The sequence below is a fragment of the Streptomyces sp. NPDC037301 genome (genome assembly GCF_055602785.1).
Genome location: NZ_JBVJWD010000001.1, coordinates 350,970 through 366,837 on the forward strand (window position 1 = coordinate 350,970; position 15,868 = coordinate 366,837).

The 15,868-nt window shown below is 69.8% G+C and carries 15 protein-coding genes; 3 read left to right on the top strand and 12 right to left on the bottom strand.

The annotated features are described in order from the left end of the window. Window positions 1-38: 38 nt before the first annotated feature. Window positions 39-1,835: a 2-isopropylmalate synthase gene (gene leuA, locus ACZ7IB_RS01750; protein ID WP_470908301.1), complete on the bottom strand. Its 1,797-nt coding sequence runs from the start codon at window positions 1,833-1,835 to the stop codon at window positions 39-41. A gap of 295 nt (window positions 1,836-2,130) precedes the next feature. Here leuA and ACZ7IB_RS01755 point away from each other — a divergent pair, with 295 nt between their 5' ends. Together ACZ7IB_RS01755 and ACZ7IB_RS01760 are read left to right on the top strand one after the other, a co-directional pair. After that, window positions 2,131-3,207: a M4 family metallopeptidase gene (locus tag ACZ7IB_RS01755; RefSeq protein ID WP_470908303.1), complete on the top strand. Its 1,077-nt coding sequence runs from the start codon at window positions 2,131-2,133 to the stop codon at window positions 3,205-3,207. 36 nt (window positions 3,208-3,243) lie between these two features. Further along, window positions 3,244-3,510, top strand: a complete 267-nt coding sequence (locus ACZ7IB_RS01760) for a protealysin inhibitor emfourin (protein ID WP_470908305.1) — start codon at window positions 3,244-3,246, stop codon at window positions 3,508-3,510. Between the two features lie 163 nt (window positions 3,511-3,673). Here ACZ7IB_RS01760 and ACZ7IB_RS01765 read toward each other — a convergent pair whose 3' ends face one another. The 9 genes from ACZ7IB_RS01765 to ACZ7IB_RS01805 all read right to left on the bottom strand — a co-directional run bounded on the left by ACZ7IB_RS01765 (window position 3,674) and on the right by ACZ7IB_RS01805 (window position 12,251). After that, window positions 3,674-4,702: a GTPase Era gene (locus ACZ7IB_RS01765; protein WP_402001202.1), complete on the bottom strand. Its 1,029-nt coding sequence runs from the start codon at window positions 4,700-4,702 to the stop codon at window positions 3,674-3,676. Window positions 4,703-4,764: 62 nt separating this feature from the next. Beyond that, window positions 4,765-5,709 (bottom strand): WxL protein peptidoglycan domain-containing protein, encoded by a 945-nt coding sequence (locus ACZ7IB_RS01770; protein ID WP_470908307.1) that lies wholly within the window; start codon window positions 5,707-5,709, stop codon window positions 4,765-4,767. Between the two features lie 88 nt (window positions 5,710-5,797). Continuing rightward, entirely contained in the window at window positions 5,798-7,180 is a 1,383-nt protein-coding gene (locus ACZ7IB_RS01775) for a WxL domain-containing protein (RefSeq protein WP_470908309.1), read from the bottom strand. 216 nt (window positions 7,181-7,396) lie between these two features. Then, window positions 7,397-7,750, bottom strand: a complete 354-nt coding sequence (locus ACZ7IB_RS01780; RefSeq protein WP_470908310.1) for a cytidine deaminase — start codon at window positions 7,748-7,750, stop codon at window positions 7,397-7,399. Between the two features lie 59 nt (window positions 7,751-7,809). Further along, window positions 7,810-8,163: an MmcQ/YjbR family DNA-binding protein gene (locus ACZ7IB_RS01785; protein ID WP_470908312.1), complete on the bottom strand. Its 354-nt coding sequence runs from the start codon at window positions 8,161-8,163 to the stop codon at window positions 7,810-7,812. After that, window positions 8,160-9,452, bottom strand: coding sequence for a hemolysin family protein (locus ACZ7IB_RS01790; RefSeq protein ID WP_470908314.1), 1,293 nt, complete (start codon window positions 9,450-9,452; stop codon window positions 8,160-8,162). Before ACZ7IB_RS01790 ends, ACZ7IB_RS01785 begins: the two co-directional genes overlap by 4 nt. Then, on the bottom strand, window positions 9,449-9,946 hold the full coding sequence (ybeY, locus tag ACZ7IB_RS01795) for an rRNA maturation RNase YbeY (protein WP_470908315.1): 498 nt from the start codon (window positions 9,944-9,946) through the stop codon (window positions 9,449-9,451). Before ybeY ends, ACZ7IB_RS01790 begins: the two co-directional genes overlap by 4 nt. A 12-nt stretch (window positions 9,947-9,958) precedes the next feature. Further along, the gene (locus tag ACZ7IB_RS01800; protein WP_470908316.1) at window positions 9,959-10,987 is read right to left on the bottom strand and encodes a PhoH family protein; all 1,029 of its coding nucleotides are present in this window, start codon (window positions 10,985-10,987) and stop codon (window positions 9,959-9,961) included. A 139-nt stretch (window positions 10,988-11,126) separates the two neighbouring features. Beyond that, window positions 11,127-12,251 (bottom strand): carbohydrate kinase family protein, encoded by a 1,125-nt coding sequence (locus ACZ7IB_RS01805; protein ID WP_470908317.1) that lies wholly within the window; start codon window positions 12,249-12,251, stop codon window positions 11,127-11,129. Between the two features lie 337 nt (window positions 12,252-12,588). On the opposite strand from ACZ7IB_RS01805, the gene ACZ7IB_RS01810 reads away from it, so the two are divergent. After that, window positions 12,589-13,947, top strand: coding sequence for an MFS transporter (locus tag ACZ7IB_RS01810; protein WP_470908318.1), 1,359 nt, complete (start codon window positions 12,589-12,591; stop codon window positions 13,945-13,947). On the opposite strand, the gene ACZ7IB_RS01815 is transcribed toward ACZ7IB_RS01810, so the two are convergent. Then, window positions 13,911-14,903: an adenosine deaminase gene (locus ACZ7IB_RS01815; protein ID WP_470908320.1), complete on the bottom strand. Its 993-nt coding sequence runs from the start codon at window positions 14,901-14,903 to the stop codon at window positions 13,911-13,913. The genes ACZ7IB_RS01810 and ACZ7IB_RS01815 overlap by 37 nt on opposite strands. 38 nt (window positions 14,904-14,941) lie before the next feature. After that, complete coding sequence (locus ACZ7IB_RS01820; RefSeq protein WP_470908321.1) at window positions 14,942-15,850, bottom strand: ribonuclease Z; 909 nt, start codon at window positions 15,848-15,850, stop codon at window positions 14,942-14,944. Window positions 15,851-15,868 lie beyond the last annotated feature (18 nt).

Here is a 15,868-nt window from a genome sequence, read left to right on the forward strand (position 1 = left end):
CTGCGGCCGTGCGACTTCATGCCCTTTCGGGCACCGGGTCAGCGGGTGGCGCGGTTGACGGCGGAGACGACCGCCTTCAGCGAGGCACGCGTGGTGTTCGCGTCGATGCCGATGCCCCACAGGACCCTTCCGTCGATCGCGCACTCGATGTACGAGGCGGCCTGGGAGCTGGCGCCCTCGCTCATGGTGTGCTCGGTGTAGTCCAGCAGACGGGCATCGATGCCGATGGCCTGCAGCGCTTCGAAGAACGCGGAGATCGGGCCGTTGCCGGTGCCGGTCAGTACGGTGTCCGCGCCGTCCACCGTCGCCTCGACGGTGATGGTGTCCTGGCCGTCGGAGCCGGTCGTGGTCTGGCCGGAGCGGATCTGTACGCGACCCCATTGAGCCGCAGCGTTCTCCGGGTTCGGCAGGTACTCGTCCTGGAACGTCGACCAGATCTGCGTCGGCGTGACCTCGCCGCCCTCGGCATCGGTCTTGGCCTGAATGATCCGGGAGAACTCGATCTGCATCCGGCGCGGCAGGTCCAGCTTGTGGTCGTTCTTCAGGACGTAGGCGATTCCGCCCTTGCCGGACTGCGAGTTGACCCGGATGACGGCCTCGTACGAGCGGCCGACGTCCTTCGGGTCGATCGGCAGGTACGGCACCGCCCACTCGATGTCGTCGACCGTCTTGCCCCGGGCGGCCGCGTCGGCCTCCATGGCGTCGAAGCCCTTCTTGATGGCGTCCTGGTGGGAGCCGGAGAAGGCGGTGTAGACCAGGTCGCCCGCGTAGGGGTGGCGCGGGTGGACCTCCATCTGATTGCAGTACTCGCTGGTGCGGCGGATCTCGTCGATCTGCGAGAAGTCGATCTGCGGGTCGACACCCTGTGAGAACAGGTTCATGCCCAGGGTGACCAGGTCGACGTTGCCGGTGCGCTCGCCCTGGCCGAACAGGCAGCCCTCGATCCGGTCCGCACCGGCCATGATGGCCAGTTCGGCGGCGGCGACGGCGGTGCCGCGGTCGTTGTGCGGGTGGACCGACAGACAGACGAACTCGCGGCGCGACAGGTTGCGCGACATCCACTCGAACCGGTCCGCGTGCGTGGACGGGGTCGAACGCTCCACGGTGGCGGGCAGGTTGAGGATGATCTCGCGGCCCTCCTCCGGCTGCCAGACGTCACAGACCGCCTCGCAGACCTCCAGGGCGAAGTCCAGCTCGGTGTCGGTGAAGATCTCGGGGCTGTACTGGTAGCCGAAGATCGTCTCCGGGCCCAGCAGCTTCTCCGCGTACTCCATGACCAGCCGGGTGCCGTCCACGGCGATCTGCTTGATGTCGTCCTTCGAGCCGCGGAAGACGACCCGGCGGAACGTGGGTGCCGTCGCGTTGTACAGGTGCACGGTCGCACGGTGGGCGCCGACGATGGATTCGACGGTCCGCTCGATCAGGTCCTCGCGGGCCTGCGTCAGTACGGAGATCGTCACGTCCTCGGGGATCGCGCCCTCTTCGATGATGGAGCGGACGAACGCGAAGTCGGTCTCGCCGGAGGACGGGAAGCCGACCTCGATCTCCTTGTAGCCCATGCGTACGAGCAGATCGAACATCTCACGCTTGCGGGCCGGCGACATCGGGTCGATCAGTGCCTGGTTGCCGTCGCGCAGATCGGTGGACAGCCAGCGGGGCGCGACGGTGATCCGGTTGTCCGGCCAGGTGCGGTCGGGGATCTCGACGGCCTCGTAGCGGCCGTACTTGTGGATCGGCATCCCGGACGGCTTCTGCAGCTGAGTCGCGTTGGTGATCGGCGTGGGGCGGCCGACGGCGTTCTCGGCGGGGCTCTGAGCGGGATTTGCGGCGGTCATGGCGTACGGCTCCTCGGGGGTCCAACCAATGGGACGGCCGACTGTGTCGCTGCAACACCAGACTCCGCGGGGAGGGGGTCGGCCTACGACTACAGGCCCTCGCCGCGGCAGCTAAGAAGAAGCAGCCCGAAACGCATGATGCGACGAGAGTAGCCGAGAGGCGTCTGATGCGTCCGTCCCGTATCAGTATGCGGGACCGGACGCCGGAAACGCCCAAGAGTGATCAATCACTCCATTTCATCAATCCTGGTCGCAACCGGTGACATCGCGGTTACCCGGTGCCACAGTCGGCTCCATGCAGCCTCAGTCTCAGCACGGGTTCCACCCCGTCTTCTGCACCATCGTGCCGCCCCATGTCCTCGACAAGCTGTCGCAGTCCGACAACCCCGATCTCGCGGGCCCCGCCCGCCGCACCCTGGAGAGCGACGCCGCCCGCCGCACCCGCCGCCAGATGGCAACGGTCACCACCTTGCCTGTCGCCCCCGCGACCGAGGGGGAGGCGTCCGACAAGCCCGACCGGACGCTGTACGACTGTCGTCACCGCACCCAGCTGCCCGGCACCGAGGTCCGCGCCGAGGGCCAGGAGCCGACGAAGGACGCAAGCGTCAACCGCGCGTACGCGGGACTCGGCGCCACTTTCGAACTACTGCTCAAGGCATACGGCCGCCGTTCGATCGACGGCAACGGGCTGCCGCTGATCGGCTCCGTGCACTACGACGAGAAGTACAACAACGCCTTCTTCGACGGCGAGCAGATGGTCTTCGGTGACGGGGACGGGGAGATCTTCCTGGACTTCACCGTCGCCATCGATGTGATCGCCCATGAGCTGGCGCACGGCCTGACCCAGTACACCGCCAATCTGAGCTACTACGGCCAGTCCGGCGCACTCAACGAATCGGTGTCCGACGTCTTCGGCTCCCTGGTCAAGCAGTACTCGCTGGGCCAGAGCGCCGACCAGGCCGACTGGCTGATCGGCGCCGGACTGCTGGCGCCCCGCGTCCAGGGCGACGCCCTGCGCTCGATGAAGGCGCCGGGAACCGCGTACGACGACGATGTACTCGGCAAGGACCCGCAGCCCGCGTCGATGGAGAACTACGTCCACACCAGCGAGGACAACGGCGGAGTGCACCTCAACTCGGGCATCCCGAACCGCGCGTTCTATCTGCTGGCGACGGCACTCGGCGGCAATGCGTGGGAGCGGGCCGGGCAGCTCTGGTTCGATGTGCTCACAGGTGGTCAACTGGCCGTGGACGCGGACTTCGCGTCCTTCGCCCGGCTGACGGTGGCCGCGGCCCGCAGCCGCTTCGGGGAGGGCGACGAAGCGGAGGCGGTCCTGAAGGCATGGTCGGAGGTGGGCGTCCCGACCGCGTAGAACAGTTCCGGCCCGTCCGGCGATGGAGGACACCGTATGCGGATTCAGGTCAGCAGGACCGGCGGCTTCGCCGGCATCGCACGCCACCGCGAGGTCGACACCACCGGACGGGCCGACGCCTCGGAGTGGGAGGCCCTGGCCGAATCGGCGCTCGCCGCGGGCCACCACACCCCGCCCCAGGGCGTACCGGACGGCTTCCGCTATCGGATCACGGTCGGCGACCGGACGGTCCACTGCGCGGACCCGAAACTGACCGAAGCCCAGCGCGCACTGATCTCACGCGTCCTGAAGGAGGGCGCGTGAGACAGGCGTACCGCTGAATCCACCGGGGCGGCGGTCAGAACCCCTGCTTCCGCAGCTGCTTCGGACCCCATCCACACGGCCGCCGTCGCACCCCTCGGCCCCGGGGGGCCTCAGCGGCTTCGGGCAACTGCGCCGGCCTCCGGCCGCCGGACTCGGGCGACGGTCAGAACCCCAGCTTCCGCAGCTGCTTCGGATCGCGCTGCCAGTCCTTGGCGACCTTCACATGCAGATCCAGGAAGACCGGCGTGCCGAGCAGTGCCTCGATGTGCTTGCGCGACTTCGTGCCGACGTCCTTCAGCCGCTTGCCCTTCGGGCCGATGATGATGCCCTTCTGGCTGGGGCGCTCGATGTAGACGTTGGCGTGGATGTCGAGCAGCGGCTTGTCCGCCGGGCGGTCCTCGCGCGGCAGCATCTCCTCGACGACGACCGCGATGGAGTGCGGCAGCTCGTCCCGTACGCCTTCGAGCGCGGCCTCGCGGATCAGCTCCGCGACCATGACCATCTCGGGCTCGTCGGTGAGGTCGCCCTCCGGGTAGAGCGGCGGGCTCTCCGGGAGCAGGGGGGCGATCAGGTCGGCCAGCAGGTCGACCTGGCCGGCCCCTCTCCCACCACCACCCTTGTTCGAGGGACTGCGTCCCGCCTCCTGCTCAGCCTTGACCGCGGAGACCGGGACGATCTCCGCCCACTCGAAGCCGAGCTCCTCGCCGAGGCGGGAGACGGCGAGCAGCTGTTCGGCGAGCTGCTTGGAGTCGACCAGGTCGGTCTTGGTGATGACGGCGATCTTCGGGGTCTTCTTGATGCCCGCGAGTTCCTTGACGATGTACTTGTCGCCGGGGCCGAGCTTCTGGTCGGCGGGCAGGCAGAAACCGATGACGTCGACCTCGGCCCAGGTGGTCCGTACGACGTCGTTGAGACGCTCGCCCAGCAGCGTGCGCGGCTTGTGGAGGCCGGGGGTGTCGACGAGGATCAGCTGCGCGTCCTCGCGGTGCACGATGCCGCGCACGGTGTGCCGGGTGGTCTGGGGCCGGTTGGAGGTGATCGCCACCTTCTGGCCGACCAGAGCGTTCGTGAGGGTGGACTTGCCCGCGTTGGGGCGGCCCACGAAGCAGGCGAAGCCGGCCCGGTGGGGGGCGTTGTTCGCAGCCTGCTGTGCAGCGGCTTCTGTGTCAGGTCGAACGCTCATGGCGCCCATTGTCCCCGATCCTGGCGGCCTTGCCGTACCAAGGGCCCCGGCGGGGCCTGTCGCGCGTCGTCTCAGGCCCTGCGGGTACGGCTCCGACGGGCCCGAATCCACATCCCCGCACCCCCGCCGACGATCACCAGCAGGACCCCGGCCACCAGCCAGGGCAGTGCGAAGTAGGAGACGGCGGCGGACTCGCGGGTGTCGCGGGCGCTCGCGGTCAGTTCTATCTCGCCCCATTCCAGCTGGGGCGCGTCGGCCCACTGTTCGGTCAGCCTGACCTGCTGGCGGGGCAGCAGTTCGGAGGGGATCTTCTTGAGATCCCGGGCGAGCAGGGTGCGGCCGAAGAGGCCCTCGGCCCTGAGAGCGACCTTGGGGTTGAGGGTGACATTGCCCCGGTTGTGGAGCGTGTACGAGATGACGGCCCGGCTCCTGCCCGTGCCCGGGACCAGCGGCTGGGTGTGCTCGACCTCGACGTCGTCGACGGAGAGCGCGGGCATGGTCGGTCCGTTGATCCGCAGATAGATCCGGGCGCCAACCGCCTTCTGAATGCCGACGGCGACGGCTCCCGCGTCGGCGGGGTCGATGCGTTCGTCGAGGGCGACGAGTGCGCCGGGGTGGTCGCCCGGCTCGGCGTCCTTCGGGACGGTGATGGTGACCGGGACGGTGACCGAGCCGTGCGGGCGCACGGTGACCCGTTCGCGGTCGGTCCTCGCCCAGGCGCCGACCGAGCGCTGTTTCTCGTTCTGGGCGCGGACGGCGAATCCGCCGTCGCGTGCGGTGTTGTAGGCGTCGGCCGCGTACAGCCGGAAGGTCTGCGGCCGGTCCGTCTTGTTGGTGACGGTGACCTTGTCGTCGAGCGTGGCGCCGGGGTCGGCGGAGAGGTAGAAGTAGGGGCGCTGCCCGGTCTGTGTGGTCGCCGGGTAGACCGACCAGCTGCCGTTGTCCGCGGCGTGGACCGCAGGGGCTCCGATCAGCATGAGGGCGCCGGCCACGAGCAGTACGTACAGCTTGCGCACGGTGCAAGGCCTCCGGGTCGGTCGGTCTCGGTTCGGAGCGGTCCGGGCGGGTGCGCGCCCGGTCCACCGGTTGATCGGGGCTGCTCGGTCACGTGAGGGTGAGGGTGAGCACGCCGGAGTACGCGCCGGGGGCGGTGTACGCCGGTACGTTCAGCGCGAGCCGGGCGTCGACGGTGAACTCGCCGCCGGTGAAGTTCCCGTTCGGCGTGGACGCCAGCGTGGCGCCCGCACTGCCGACCGGTCCCTGGGAACCGGCCGCACAGGTGCTGGGACTGCCGGCCTTTGTCGCGCAGACCGGGGTCCAGCCAAGTGCGGATGCGCCGATCGTCGCGCCGCCGGGGCCCTTGAAGTCGGTGACTTTTCCGGTCAGGGACCAGCCGGCGGGACCGCCGCGGTAGTCCTCGACCGTCACCGTCTGCAGGGAGCCGCGGGAGGCGCCGCCCTTCCCGAAGTCGACCGCCGACATCTCGACGGTGTCCCCGGCCTGGACCATGGACAGCGTGCCCGCCTTGACGGACGAGTTGAGCTGCTGGCTGCCGTCCGGGATCTCGCCGCCGCCACCGGTGACGGTGTAGGCCTGCGGGCCCGCGCCCTTGGCCGCGTCCCAGTTGCCGCCCTCGTAGGCGACGATGCCGGTGGTCGCCGGATCGTTGACGGTGAGACGGCCGCTGAAGCCGCCGGAGCCGTCCGCCTTGACGGTGGCCGTGTCGGCGGTCTGGGTGTCACCGGCCCGGCCCGCGAGCGTGATGTCCGCACCCGCGGTGAACTTCGACCCGGCCACGGTGACCGCGTCGCCCGCCTTGCCGGATGCGGTCCCGAGCTGGATGGCACGCTCGTTGACCTGGCCGCCGCCGTCCGTCGCGATGATCGTCTCGGAGACGGGAGCGGGCGGGTTCGTCACCGTGCAGAGGGTGTCCAGCTCCATGATGTAGCTGGTGTGGATGTTGTAGTCGCCGGGCGACAGCGTGATCTGACCGGGTGTGGTGACCGTGAAGGTGCCGGTCATCGAGAACGGCGGGAAGTCGCCCTTGCCGGGTACGGGGTCGTTCTTCTTCGGGCCCGCGACGGTGACGCTCGCGGACTGCGCGCCGCCGACAGTGACCTTGCCGGTCGGCGTCATGATGTCGGCGGGCAGCGCCAGATCGACCGGGTTACCCGCGGCCGGTTTGACGACGGTGTACGTGACCGTGACCGTGTCGCCCACCTCCGGGGCGGCGTTGTCGACAGTGATCTCGGCCTTCGTGGGCCCGTCGATCGGCGGGATGCCCGCGATGGCCGGCGGAATGCAGTGGGTGGGGAAGTCCACCGGTACGGAGGCTGTCGCCATGGCCTGCGCGGGGCCTGCGAGTCCCCCTCCCCCGGCGACGACGAGCGCGCCCACGCCCAGCGCGGCGGCCCAGCGGCGGCCGCGCGCGGGACATTTTCGGACATCGGATCTTCGCAGGCTGATTCTTCGAACGGTCGGACGCATGGAGCCCCCTCCTGCCGGATGCGGCGCAGCGGCTCTTCTGCGCCGACAGGGGGCCCATTGACGACTCCGGCCGAAGAGAAGTCAATGGAAGCGAAATGCACCGACTGATGGACCATCAGATGCTGTCAAGATCCTCATTCCCCTCACACGGTGTGCGAACGCCCCGCGCCGGTGGGGTGCGGGGCGTTCGTACACGGTGTGTGGATTCTGTCGGCGTCAGCCCGCCGTCACGCTGACCCGCAGCGCGCCGTCGGGTCCGGCGAGCAGTACCGGTGTGTCCGGGCCGCCCAGGTCCCGTACCGCGGCGCGGTCCGCGTCCGACGGGGTCTGCGCCTCGGAGACGACCGCGGCCGCCTCCAGCGAGGTGGCGCCGCTGGCCACGGCCATCGCCACGGCGGTCTGCAACGCGCTGAGCTTCAGCGACTCCAGCTGGACGGTGCCCGCGACGTACGTGCGTCCGGTCCCGTCCCGTACGGCCGCGCCCTCCGGGACACCGTTGCGGGCGCGGGCGCTGCGCGCCAGCGTGACGATCTTGCGGTCCTCGGGGCCGAGGTCGGTGCTCTCAGTCATGTGCCGAGCATACGAACCGGGTGGGCTTGTTCCCCGCCCCGCCCCACCCCCGCGGGGTCCTACGCCCGGTCCAGCCGCAGCCGTTCCGCCTTCGGCAGCCCCGCCACCACCAGGTCGTAGGAGTCCTCGATCAGCTCACGGAGCACCCGGTCCGGAACCCCGGACACCGTCACCGTGTTCCAGTGCCGCTTGTTCATGTGCCAGCCCGGCACCACCGCGTCGTACTCCTCCCGCAGCCGCACCGCCTCGTCCGGATCGCACTTGAGGTTCACCGTCAGCGGTCGCGCATCCAGCGCGGTGAGCGCGAACATCTTGCCGAGCACCTTGAAGACGGACACCTCCGGCCCGAACGGGAACTCCTCGACGCTCGCGTTGAACTCCAGGCAGAACGCCCTCAGCTGCTGCGGAGTCACCCCGCGTCCACCCCCTGGGGCCCCACGGGCTCCACCAGCACCGTGACGATCTTGTTCCGGCGGCCCGCCGGGGACTCCGCGGTCAGCCGCAGTCGGCGGCCGTCCGGCAGGTCGACGACCGACGACGCCCCGGCGATCGGCACCCGGCCCAGCGCCTTCGCGAGCAGTCCGCCGACCGTTTCCACATCCTCGTCGTCGTACTCGTCGAGGCCGAACAGCTCCCCGAGGTCGCCGATGTCGAGGCGTGCGGTCACCCGGAAGCAGTCGTTCTCCAGCTCCTGGACGGGCGGGAGTTCGCGGTCGTACTCGTCGGTGATCTCGCCGACGATCTCTTCGAGGATGTCCTCGATGGTGACGATGCCCGCCGTGCCGCCGTACTCGTCGATCACGACGGCGACATGGCTGCGGTCCTGCTGCATCTCGCGCAGCAGATCGCCGGCGTTCTTCGTGTCGGGCACGAACGCCGCAGGCCGCATCGCCGTGGAGACCGGATCGGCCTCCGACTCGCGGTTGATGTGCGTCTTGCGGACCAGGTCCTTGAGGTACACGATGCCGACGATGTCGTCCTCGTTCTCCCCGGTGACGGGGATCCGCGAGAAACCGGAGCGCAGCGCCAGGGTCAGCGCCTGCCGGATCGTCTTGTAGCGCTCGATGCAGACCAGGTCGGTCCGCGGCACCATGACCTCGCGTACGAGCGTGTCACCGAGCTCGAAGACCGAGTGCACCATGCGGCGCTCCTCGTCCTCGATCAGCGACTCCTGCTCGGCGAGGTCGACCATCGCCCGCAGTTCGGCCTCGCTGGCGAACGGTCCCTTGCGGAACCCCTTGCCCGGCGTCAGCGCGTTGCCGATGAGGATCAGCAGCTGCGGGATGGGGCCCATGACCCTGGCCAGCGGCAGCAGGACGTACGCCGCCGCCGTGGCCGTGTTCAGCGGGTGCTGGCGCCCGATGGTGCGCGGCGACACACCGATGGCTACATAGGAGACGAGAACCATCACGGCCATGGCGACGGCCAGTGCTTCCCAGGTCTCCGGGAACTCCTTCAGACAGGCGTACGTGACGAGTACACCGGCCGACATCTCGCAGGCGACCCGCACCAGCAGGGCGACATTGAGATAACGGGTCGGATCCGCCGCGACCTGTTCCAGCTTCCGGCTGCCGCGTCGGCCGGAACGGACCGCCTCGGCGGCCCGGAAGCTGGACGTACGGGCGATGCCCGCCTCCGCACAGGCCGCCAGCCAGCCGACGACGACCAGCAGGACGGCACCCAGGACGAGAGGAACGCTCACGACACGGTGGGCGCGGGCGACGGGCCGGTCAGGCCGTGCTCGGCGCGCCAGCCGTCGACGATCGCGGCCTGGAGACCGAACATCTCGGCCTTCTCGTCCGGCTCCTCGTGGTCGTACCCGAGCAGATGCAGCACTCCGTGGACGGTGAGGAGCTGGAGCTCCTCGTCCATGGAGTGCTGCGTCTGAGCGTCCTCGCCCTGCTTCTTGGCGACCTCCGGGCAGAGCACGATGTCACCGAGGAGCCCCTGCGGGGGCTCCTCGTCGTCCTTGGACGGCGGACGGAGTTCGTCCATCGGGAAGGACATGACATCCGTGGGCCCCGGCAGGTCCATCCACTGGATGTGGAGCTGCTCCATGGCGTCGGTGTCCACCACGATCACCGAGAGTTCGGAGAGCGGGTGGATCCGCATCCGCGCGAGCGCGTAGCGGGCGATGTCGAGGATCGCCCGCTCGTCGACCTCGGTTCCGGACTCGTTGTTGACGTCGATCGACATGGTGCGCTGCGACTACTTCCCGTTGTGGCTGTCTCGGCTGTCGTACTTTTCGTACGCATCGACGATACGGCCGACCAGCTTGTGCCGGACGACATCCTGGGAGGTGAGCCGGGAGAAGTACACGTCCTCGACGCCGTCCAGGATGTCCTGGACCTGACGCAGACCGCTCTTGGTCCCGTTCGGCAGGTCGACCTGGGTGACGTCACCGGTGACGACGATCTTCGAGTCGAAACCGAGCCGGGTCAGGAACATCTTCATCTGCTCGGCGCTGGTGTTCTGCGCCTCGTCGAGAATGATGAACGCGTCATTGAGCGTGCGGCCGCGCATGTACGCCAGGGGCGCGACCTCGATCGTGCCCGCCGCCATCAGCCGTGGGATCGAGTCGGGGTCGAGCATGTCGTGGAGCGCGTCGTAGAGCGGGCGCAGATATGGGTCGATCTTCTCGTAGAGCGTGCCCGGCAGGAAACCGAGCCGTTCGCCCGCCTCGACGGCGGGACGGGTCAGGATGATCCGGTTGACCTGCTTGGACTGCAGGGCCTGGACCGCCTTCGCCATGGCGAGATAGGTCTTGCCGGTGCCCGCGGGGCCGATGCCGAAGACGACCGTGTGCTTGTCGATGGCGTCGACGTACCGCTTCTGGTTGAGCGTCTTGGGGCGGATCGTGCGACCGCGGCTGGAGAGGATGTTCTGGGTGAGCACCTCGGCCGGTGTCTCCGGGCCGTCCCCCTCGCCGCGCTCACTCGCCCTGAGCATCGCGATCGAGCGTTCCACTGCGTCCTCCGTCATCGGCTGACCGGTGCGGAGCACCAGCATCATCTCGTCGAACAGGCGCTGGATCAGGGCGACTTCCGTCGCGTCTCCGGCGGCGCTGACCTCATTTCCCCGGACATGGATGTCGGCTGCCGGGAAGGCCGTCTCGATCACGCGCAGCAGGGCGTCACCTGAGCCCAGAACGGTCACCATCGGATGCTTGGCCGGAACGGTGAACTGGGCTCGCGCCTGCCCCGGCGCGGGGGTCTGGGCTGTGGATGTCTGAGTCATGGGCCGGCTCTGTGGCCTGCACATACCTCCCGTTGCAAGGTTCTCGCCGATCGACAACCTCTGGATTACCAAGCGTACGACTCCGCGCTGACAACACCGAGGGCTTTTTCGCACGGGCTGCGAACACATGTGCCCGGGATTACGCCGGGCGGCGGAAGCCGATCGTCGGGACGGCCCGGCGCAGCGGCCACGGCCGGGCGGCGGCGGGCAGCAGTTCCTCCAGGAACGCGTATCGCTGGAGCGCCGCCGGGTCCTGGTCGGCGAAGGTGCGGACCTGCTGCCACCAGGCGGCGATCTCCTCCCAGTCCGGCGCCGACAGCGATCCGCCGAACTCCTGCACCGAGAGTGCCGCGGTGAGTCCGGCGAAGGCCAGCCGGTCGGCCAGCGGCCAGTCCGCCAGCGTGCCGGTGACGAATCCGGCGACGAAGACATCGCCCGCCCCGGTCGGGTCCAGCGTCTCGACCTCGATCGCGGGCACCTCGGCGCTCGCCCCGGTCACCGCGTCCACCGCGTACGCGCCCTCTGCGCCCAGGGTGACCACGGCGAGCGGCACCCGCTCGGCCAGGGCGTGGGCGGCGGCGCGCGGGCAGTCCGTGCGGGTGTAACGCATCGCCTCCTCGGCGTTGGGCAGGAAGGCCTGGCAGTGCTGCAGGTCGACAAGGGCGTCAAGGTCCCAGCGGCCGGTCTCGTCCCAGCCGACGTCGGCGAAGATCCGGGCGCCGTTCCTGGCCGCCCTGGCGACCCAGGGCTCGCTGCGGCCGGGGACGAGCGAGGCAATGGCGGCCCGGGCACGGGGCGGACAGCTCGGGAACGCGGGCTCCTCGGCACGGATGGCGACGCCGGGGGTGCCCGCGGGGCCCGGGGCCTCGTGGCCGTGCGAGACCATCGTCCGCTCGCCCTCGTACGCCATCGAGACGGTCACCGGCGAGTGCCAGCCGGGGACGGTGTGCGACATCGACAGGTCGATGCCCTCGCCCTGCTCCAGGGCGTCCCAGCAGTACTCCCCGTAGTGGTCGTCGCCGAACGCCGCGGCCAGCGAGGTGTGCAGTCCCAGCCGGGCCAGCGCGGTGGCCATGTTGGCGACCCCGCCGGGGCTGGAACCCATGCCGCGCGCCCAGGACTCGGTGCCGCGCACCGGGGCGCTGTCCAGACCGGTGAAGATGATGTCGAGGAAGACCGTGCCGGTGAGGAAGACATCGCAGTCCGGGTCCTGCGGGGCGCGCAGTCCGTCCAGTGGGTCGATGCCTGGAATGTCTGTGCTCACCTTGCACTCCCCGGTCGTGGCAGATCTGGCCAGTGTGCCCGATTCACCCCCGTAACCGGAGGGTCCGCGCCGTCGCTTCCGGAGGGTCGGCGACGACCCCACACATACAGACGCTGACCTGCATAAACGACAGCTGCTACCCGGACGGTCAGAGGGTAAACGCACACGTGGCCCAGATCACACAGGGGCGCCTTTCGGTCAGCCTGGAGCAGTTGATACAAATTGGCCCGCGAGCCCCGTCGGCAACAGTCGCCGCCGTGTGCCCCGTCTCCCCCGTTTTCCCGCATTGCCCTCCCCTGCCTTCTCTGCCTCCTTCGGCATGTCTTCAGGAACGCCCATGTCCTCGCGCCCTCGCGCCGCGTGGCCCCTGGTCGCCGTGTTCACCGCCGGTTACCTCGCCGCCTATCTGCTCCCCACCATCGTCGGGCGGCTCTCCGTCTATCTGGGCCTCAGTACGGCCCAGGCCGGCCTGGTGGGCAGCGCCCTGCTGCTGAGCTCGGCCACCGCCGGGTTCACGCTGGCGGGCCGGGTCGAGACGTACGGACCGCGAAGGGCGGCCCGGACCGGACTGGTGCTGGCCATGGTGGGGTACGGCTGCGCAGCGCTGGCGGGCTCCGTGCCGCTGGTGGTCATGGGCGCGGTGATCGGCGGCTTCGGCTCCGGCACGGCGACCGCGGTGGCCGCGGCGGGCATCGCCGCCCAGCGCGATCCGCACCGGACCTCGTCGCTCGGTCTGCTCAGCGTCTCCGCGACGGCGGGCGCCCTCTATCTGACGATCCCGCACCTCGGCGGCGGCCACCGGCTGCCGTTCGCCTCGATCGCGCTGGCCGCCCTGCTCGTCTGGCCCGCCACCGCACGGCTCGGCGGTGCCGCGCCCAGCGGTCCCGCCGCCCCCGTCGCCGGCCGGCTGCCGCATCGCCGTTCCGGCCTGGTGCTGGCGGGCGGAATGCTCGTCTGGTCCATGGCGCAGAACGCGCTGTGGGGCGTCAGCGGCCGGATCGGTGTGGTCCAGGCCGGGCTCTCCGAGGTCTCCGTCGGTGCGGTGTTCGCCGCCGCGCTCGGTGCGGGTCTGCTCGGGGTGATGGGCGCCGGGGTGCTGGGCGCCAGGCTCGGCCGTGCGGTGCCGATCGGTCTGGGCACCGTGCTCATCGCGGTGAGCATCGTGCTCAGCTCGTCGGCCGGGAATCTCGGTTCGTTCGCGACCGGCGAGATCCTGTGGAACACCGTCTACCCGGTGGTCCTGTCGTATCTGATCGGCCTGGCCGCTTCCCTGGACGTACGCGGCCGCTGGGCGGTGCTCGCGGGCTCCGCCTCATCCGTCGGAGTGGCCTGCGGACCGGTCCTCGGCAGCGTGCTGTCCGAACAGGCCGGCTACCCGGTCATGGGCCTGATCCTGGGCGCCGTCACGCTCCTGGTCGCGGCCCCGGTCACGGCTGTCGCCCTGCACACCGGTGGCCGTCCGCTGGTGCCGGGATCGGTGCGCCGCAGGGGCGGCGCACCGGCCGCGCTGCTCGCCGTCACCACCGGAGCGGTACCCGGTGCCGTGCCCAGGCTGGGCGCGCCCGAGCAGGCCGTCACGGAGATCAGCCTGCCCGCGCTGCGTCGCAGGCGCCCGGTCAGGAACGCGTTCCGGACGGCCGGCCCGTCGGGTGCGGTCGGTCAGTCGAACTCGTACGCCTCGACCTCGGCCAGATAGCGCGTCCTGCGCTCCTCGTCGTGGTCGAGGAAGGCCGCCTCGAAGGAGTTGCGTGCCAGCGTACGCAACTGCTCGTGGTCCAGGCCGAGCGTCTCGTGGACGGCATGGAAGGTGTCCCCGACGTAACCGCCGAAATAGGCGGGGTCGTCGGAGTTCACCGTGCAGAGCAGTCCGGCGGCCATCATGGCCCGCAGCGGGTGCTCCTCCAGCGTGTCGACGGCGCGCAGCCGCACGTTGGACAGCGGGCAGAGCGTGAGCGGCATCCGCTCGGCGACGAGCCGCTTCACCAGGTCCGTGTCCTCCATGCAGCGCAGCCCGTGGTCGATGCGCTCGACCCCGAGGACGTCCAGGGCCTCCCGGATGTACTCGGGCGGGCCCTCCTCGCCGGCATGGGCGACCTTGCGCAGCCCGAGCGCCCCGGCCGCCTCGTACACCTCACGGAACTTGACGGGCGGGTGCCCGACCTCCGCCGAGTCGAGGCCGACCGCGCTGATCCGGTGCAGATACGGCTTCGCGGCCTCCAGGGTCTCCAGCGCCGACTCGGCGGACTGGTCGCGCAGGAAGCACATGATCAGCTGGGTGGAGATGCCGTGCTTCTCCTCGCTGCGCTCCAGCGCCCGGCCGAGCCCGTCGACGACGGTGCCGATCGGGACGCCGCGGGCGGTGTGTGCCTGCGGGTCGAAGAAGATCTCCGCGTGCCGGACGCCCTGGGCGGCGGCTCGGGTGAGATACGCGTCGGCGAGTTCCTCGAAGTCCTTCTCGGTCCGGAGCACCGCCATCAGGGCGTAGTACAGATCGAGGAAGGTCTGCAGATCGTCGAAGAGATAGGCGGTGCGGAGCTCTTCTGTGTTCGCGTACGGCAGCTGCACGCCGTTGCGTTCGGCGAGCGCGAAGGCCAGCTCGGGCTCGAGGGTTCCTTCGATGTGGAGGTGGAGTTCGGCTTTGGGGAGGTGCACGGGTTATTCACGCTCACAAATGGTGGTGCTGATGTGTTTCAGAGGTGCCGGGTGGGCACGGGAACCCTGCCGAGGTCCCGGGCGACGGTCAGTTCGCCCTCGAACCCTGCGGCGCGGGCCTGGGCCTCGAAGACGGCCGGGTCGTCGTAGCGCTGCGAGAAGTGCGTCAGCACGAGGTGCCGTACGCCCGCGTCCTGGGCCACCCGGGCCGCCTGGCCGGCGGTCAGATGGCCGTGGTCGGTGGCGAGTCGTTCGTCCTCGTCGAGGAAGGTCGACTCGATGACCAGCAGGTCACATCCCTCGGCGAGCACGTGCACGCCGTCGCAGAGCCTTGTGTCCATGATGAACGCGAACCGCTGCCCACGCCTGCGCTCGGAGACGTCGTCGAGCGTCACGCCGCCGAGGGAGCCCTCCCGCTGGATCCGGCCGACGTCCGGCCCCTTGATGCCGTGCTCGGCGAGCTTCGCGGGCAGCATGCGGCGCCCGTCGGGCTCGACGAGCCGGTAGCCGTACGACTCGACAGGGTGCGAGAGCCGGTGGCTGCTGAGCGTGTACGCGTCCGTGGCGGCGAGCACCCCGTCGGCGGCGACCGGTGCCTCGGTCAGCTCGACGGACTCGCGGTAGGCGGTCGCGTACCGCAGCCGCTCGAAGAAGCGCTGTCCGCTCGCCGGGTAGTGCGCGGTGACCGGGTGCGGGACCTGGTCGAGGTTGATCCGCTGGATCACCCCGGCCAGGCCGAGCGAGTGGTCACCGTGGAAGTGTGTGACGCAGATCCGGTTGATGTCGTGCGCGGCGACGCCGGCCCGCAGCATCTGGCGCTGAGTGCCCTCACCCGGGTCGAAGAGGATGCCCTCGCCGTCCCAGCGGAGCAGATAGCCGTTGTGATTGCGGTGCCTGGTCGGGACCTGGCTGGCGGTACCGAGGACCACGAGTTCGCGTACGGACACGGTGTGCGATCGACCGTT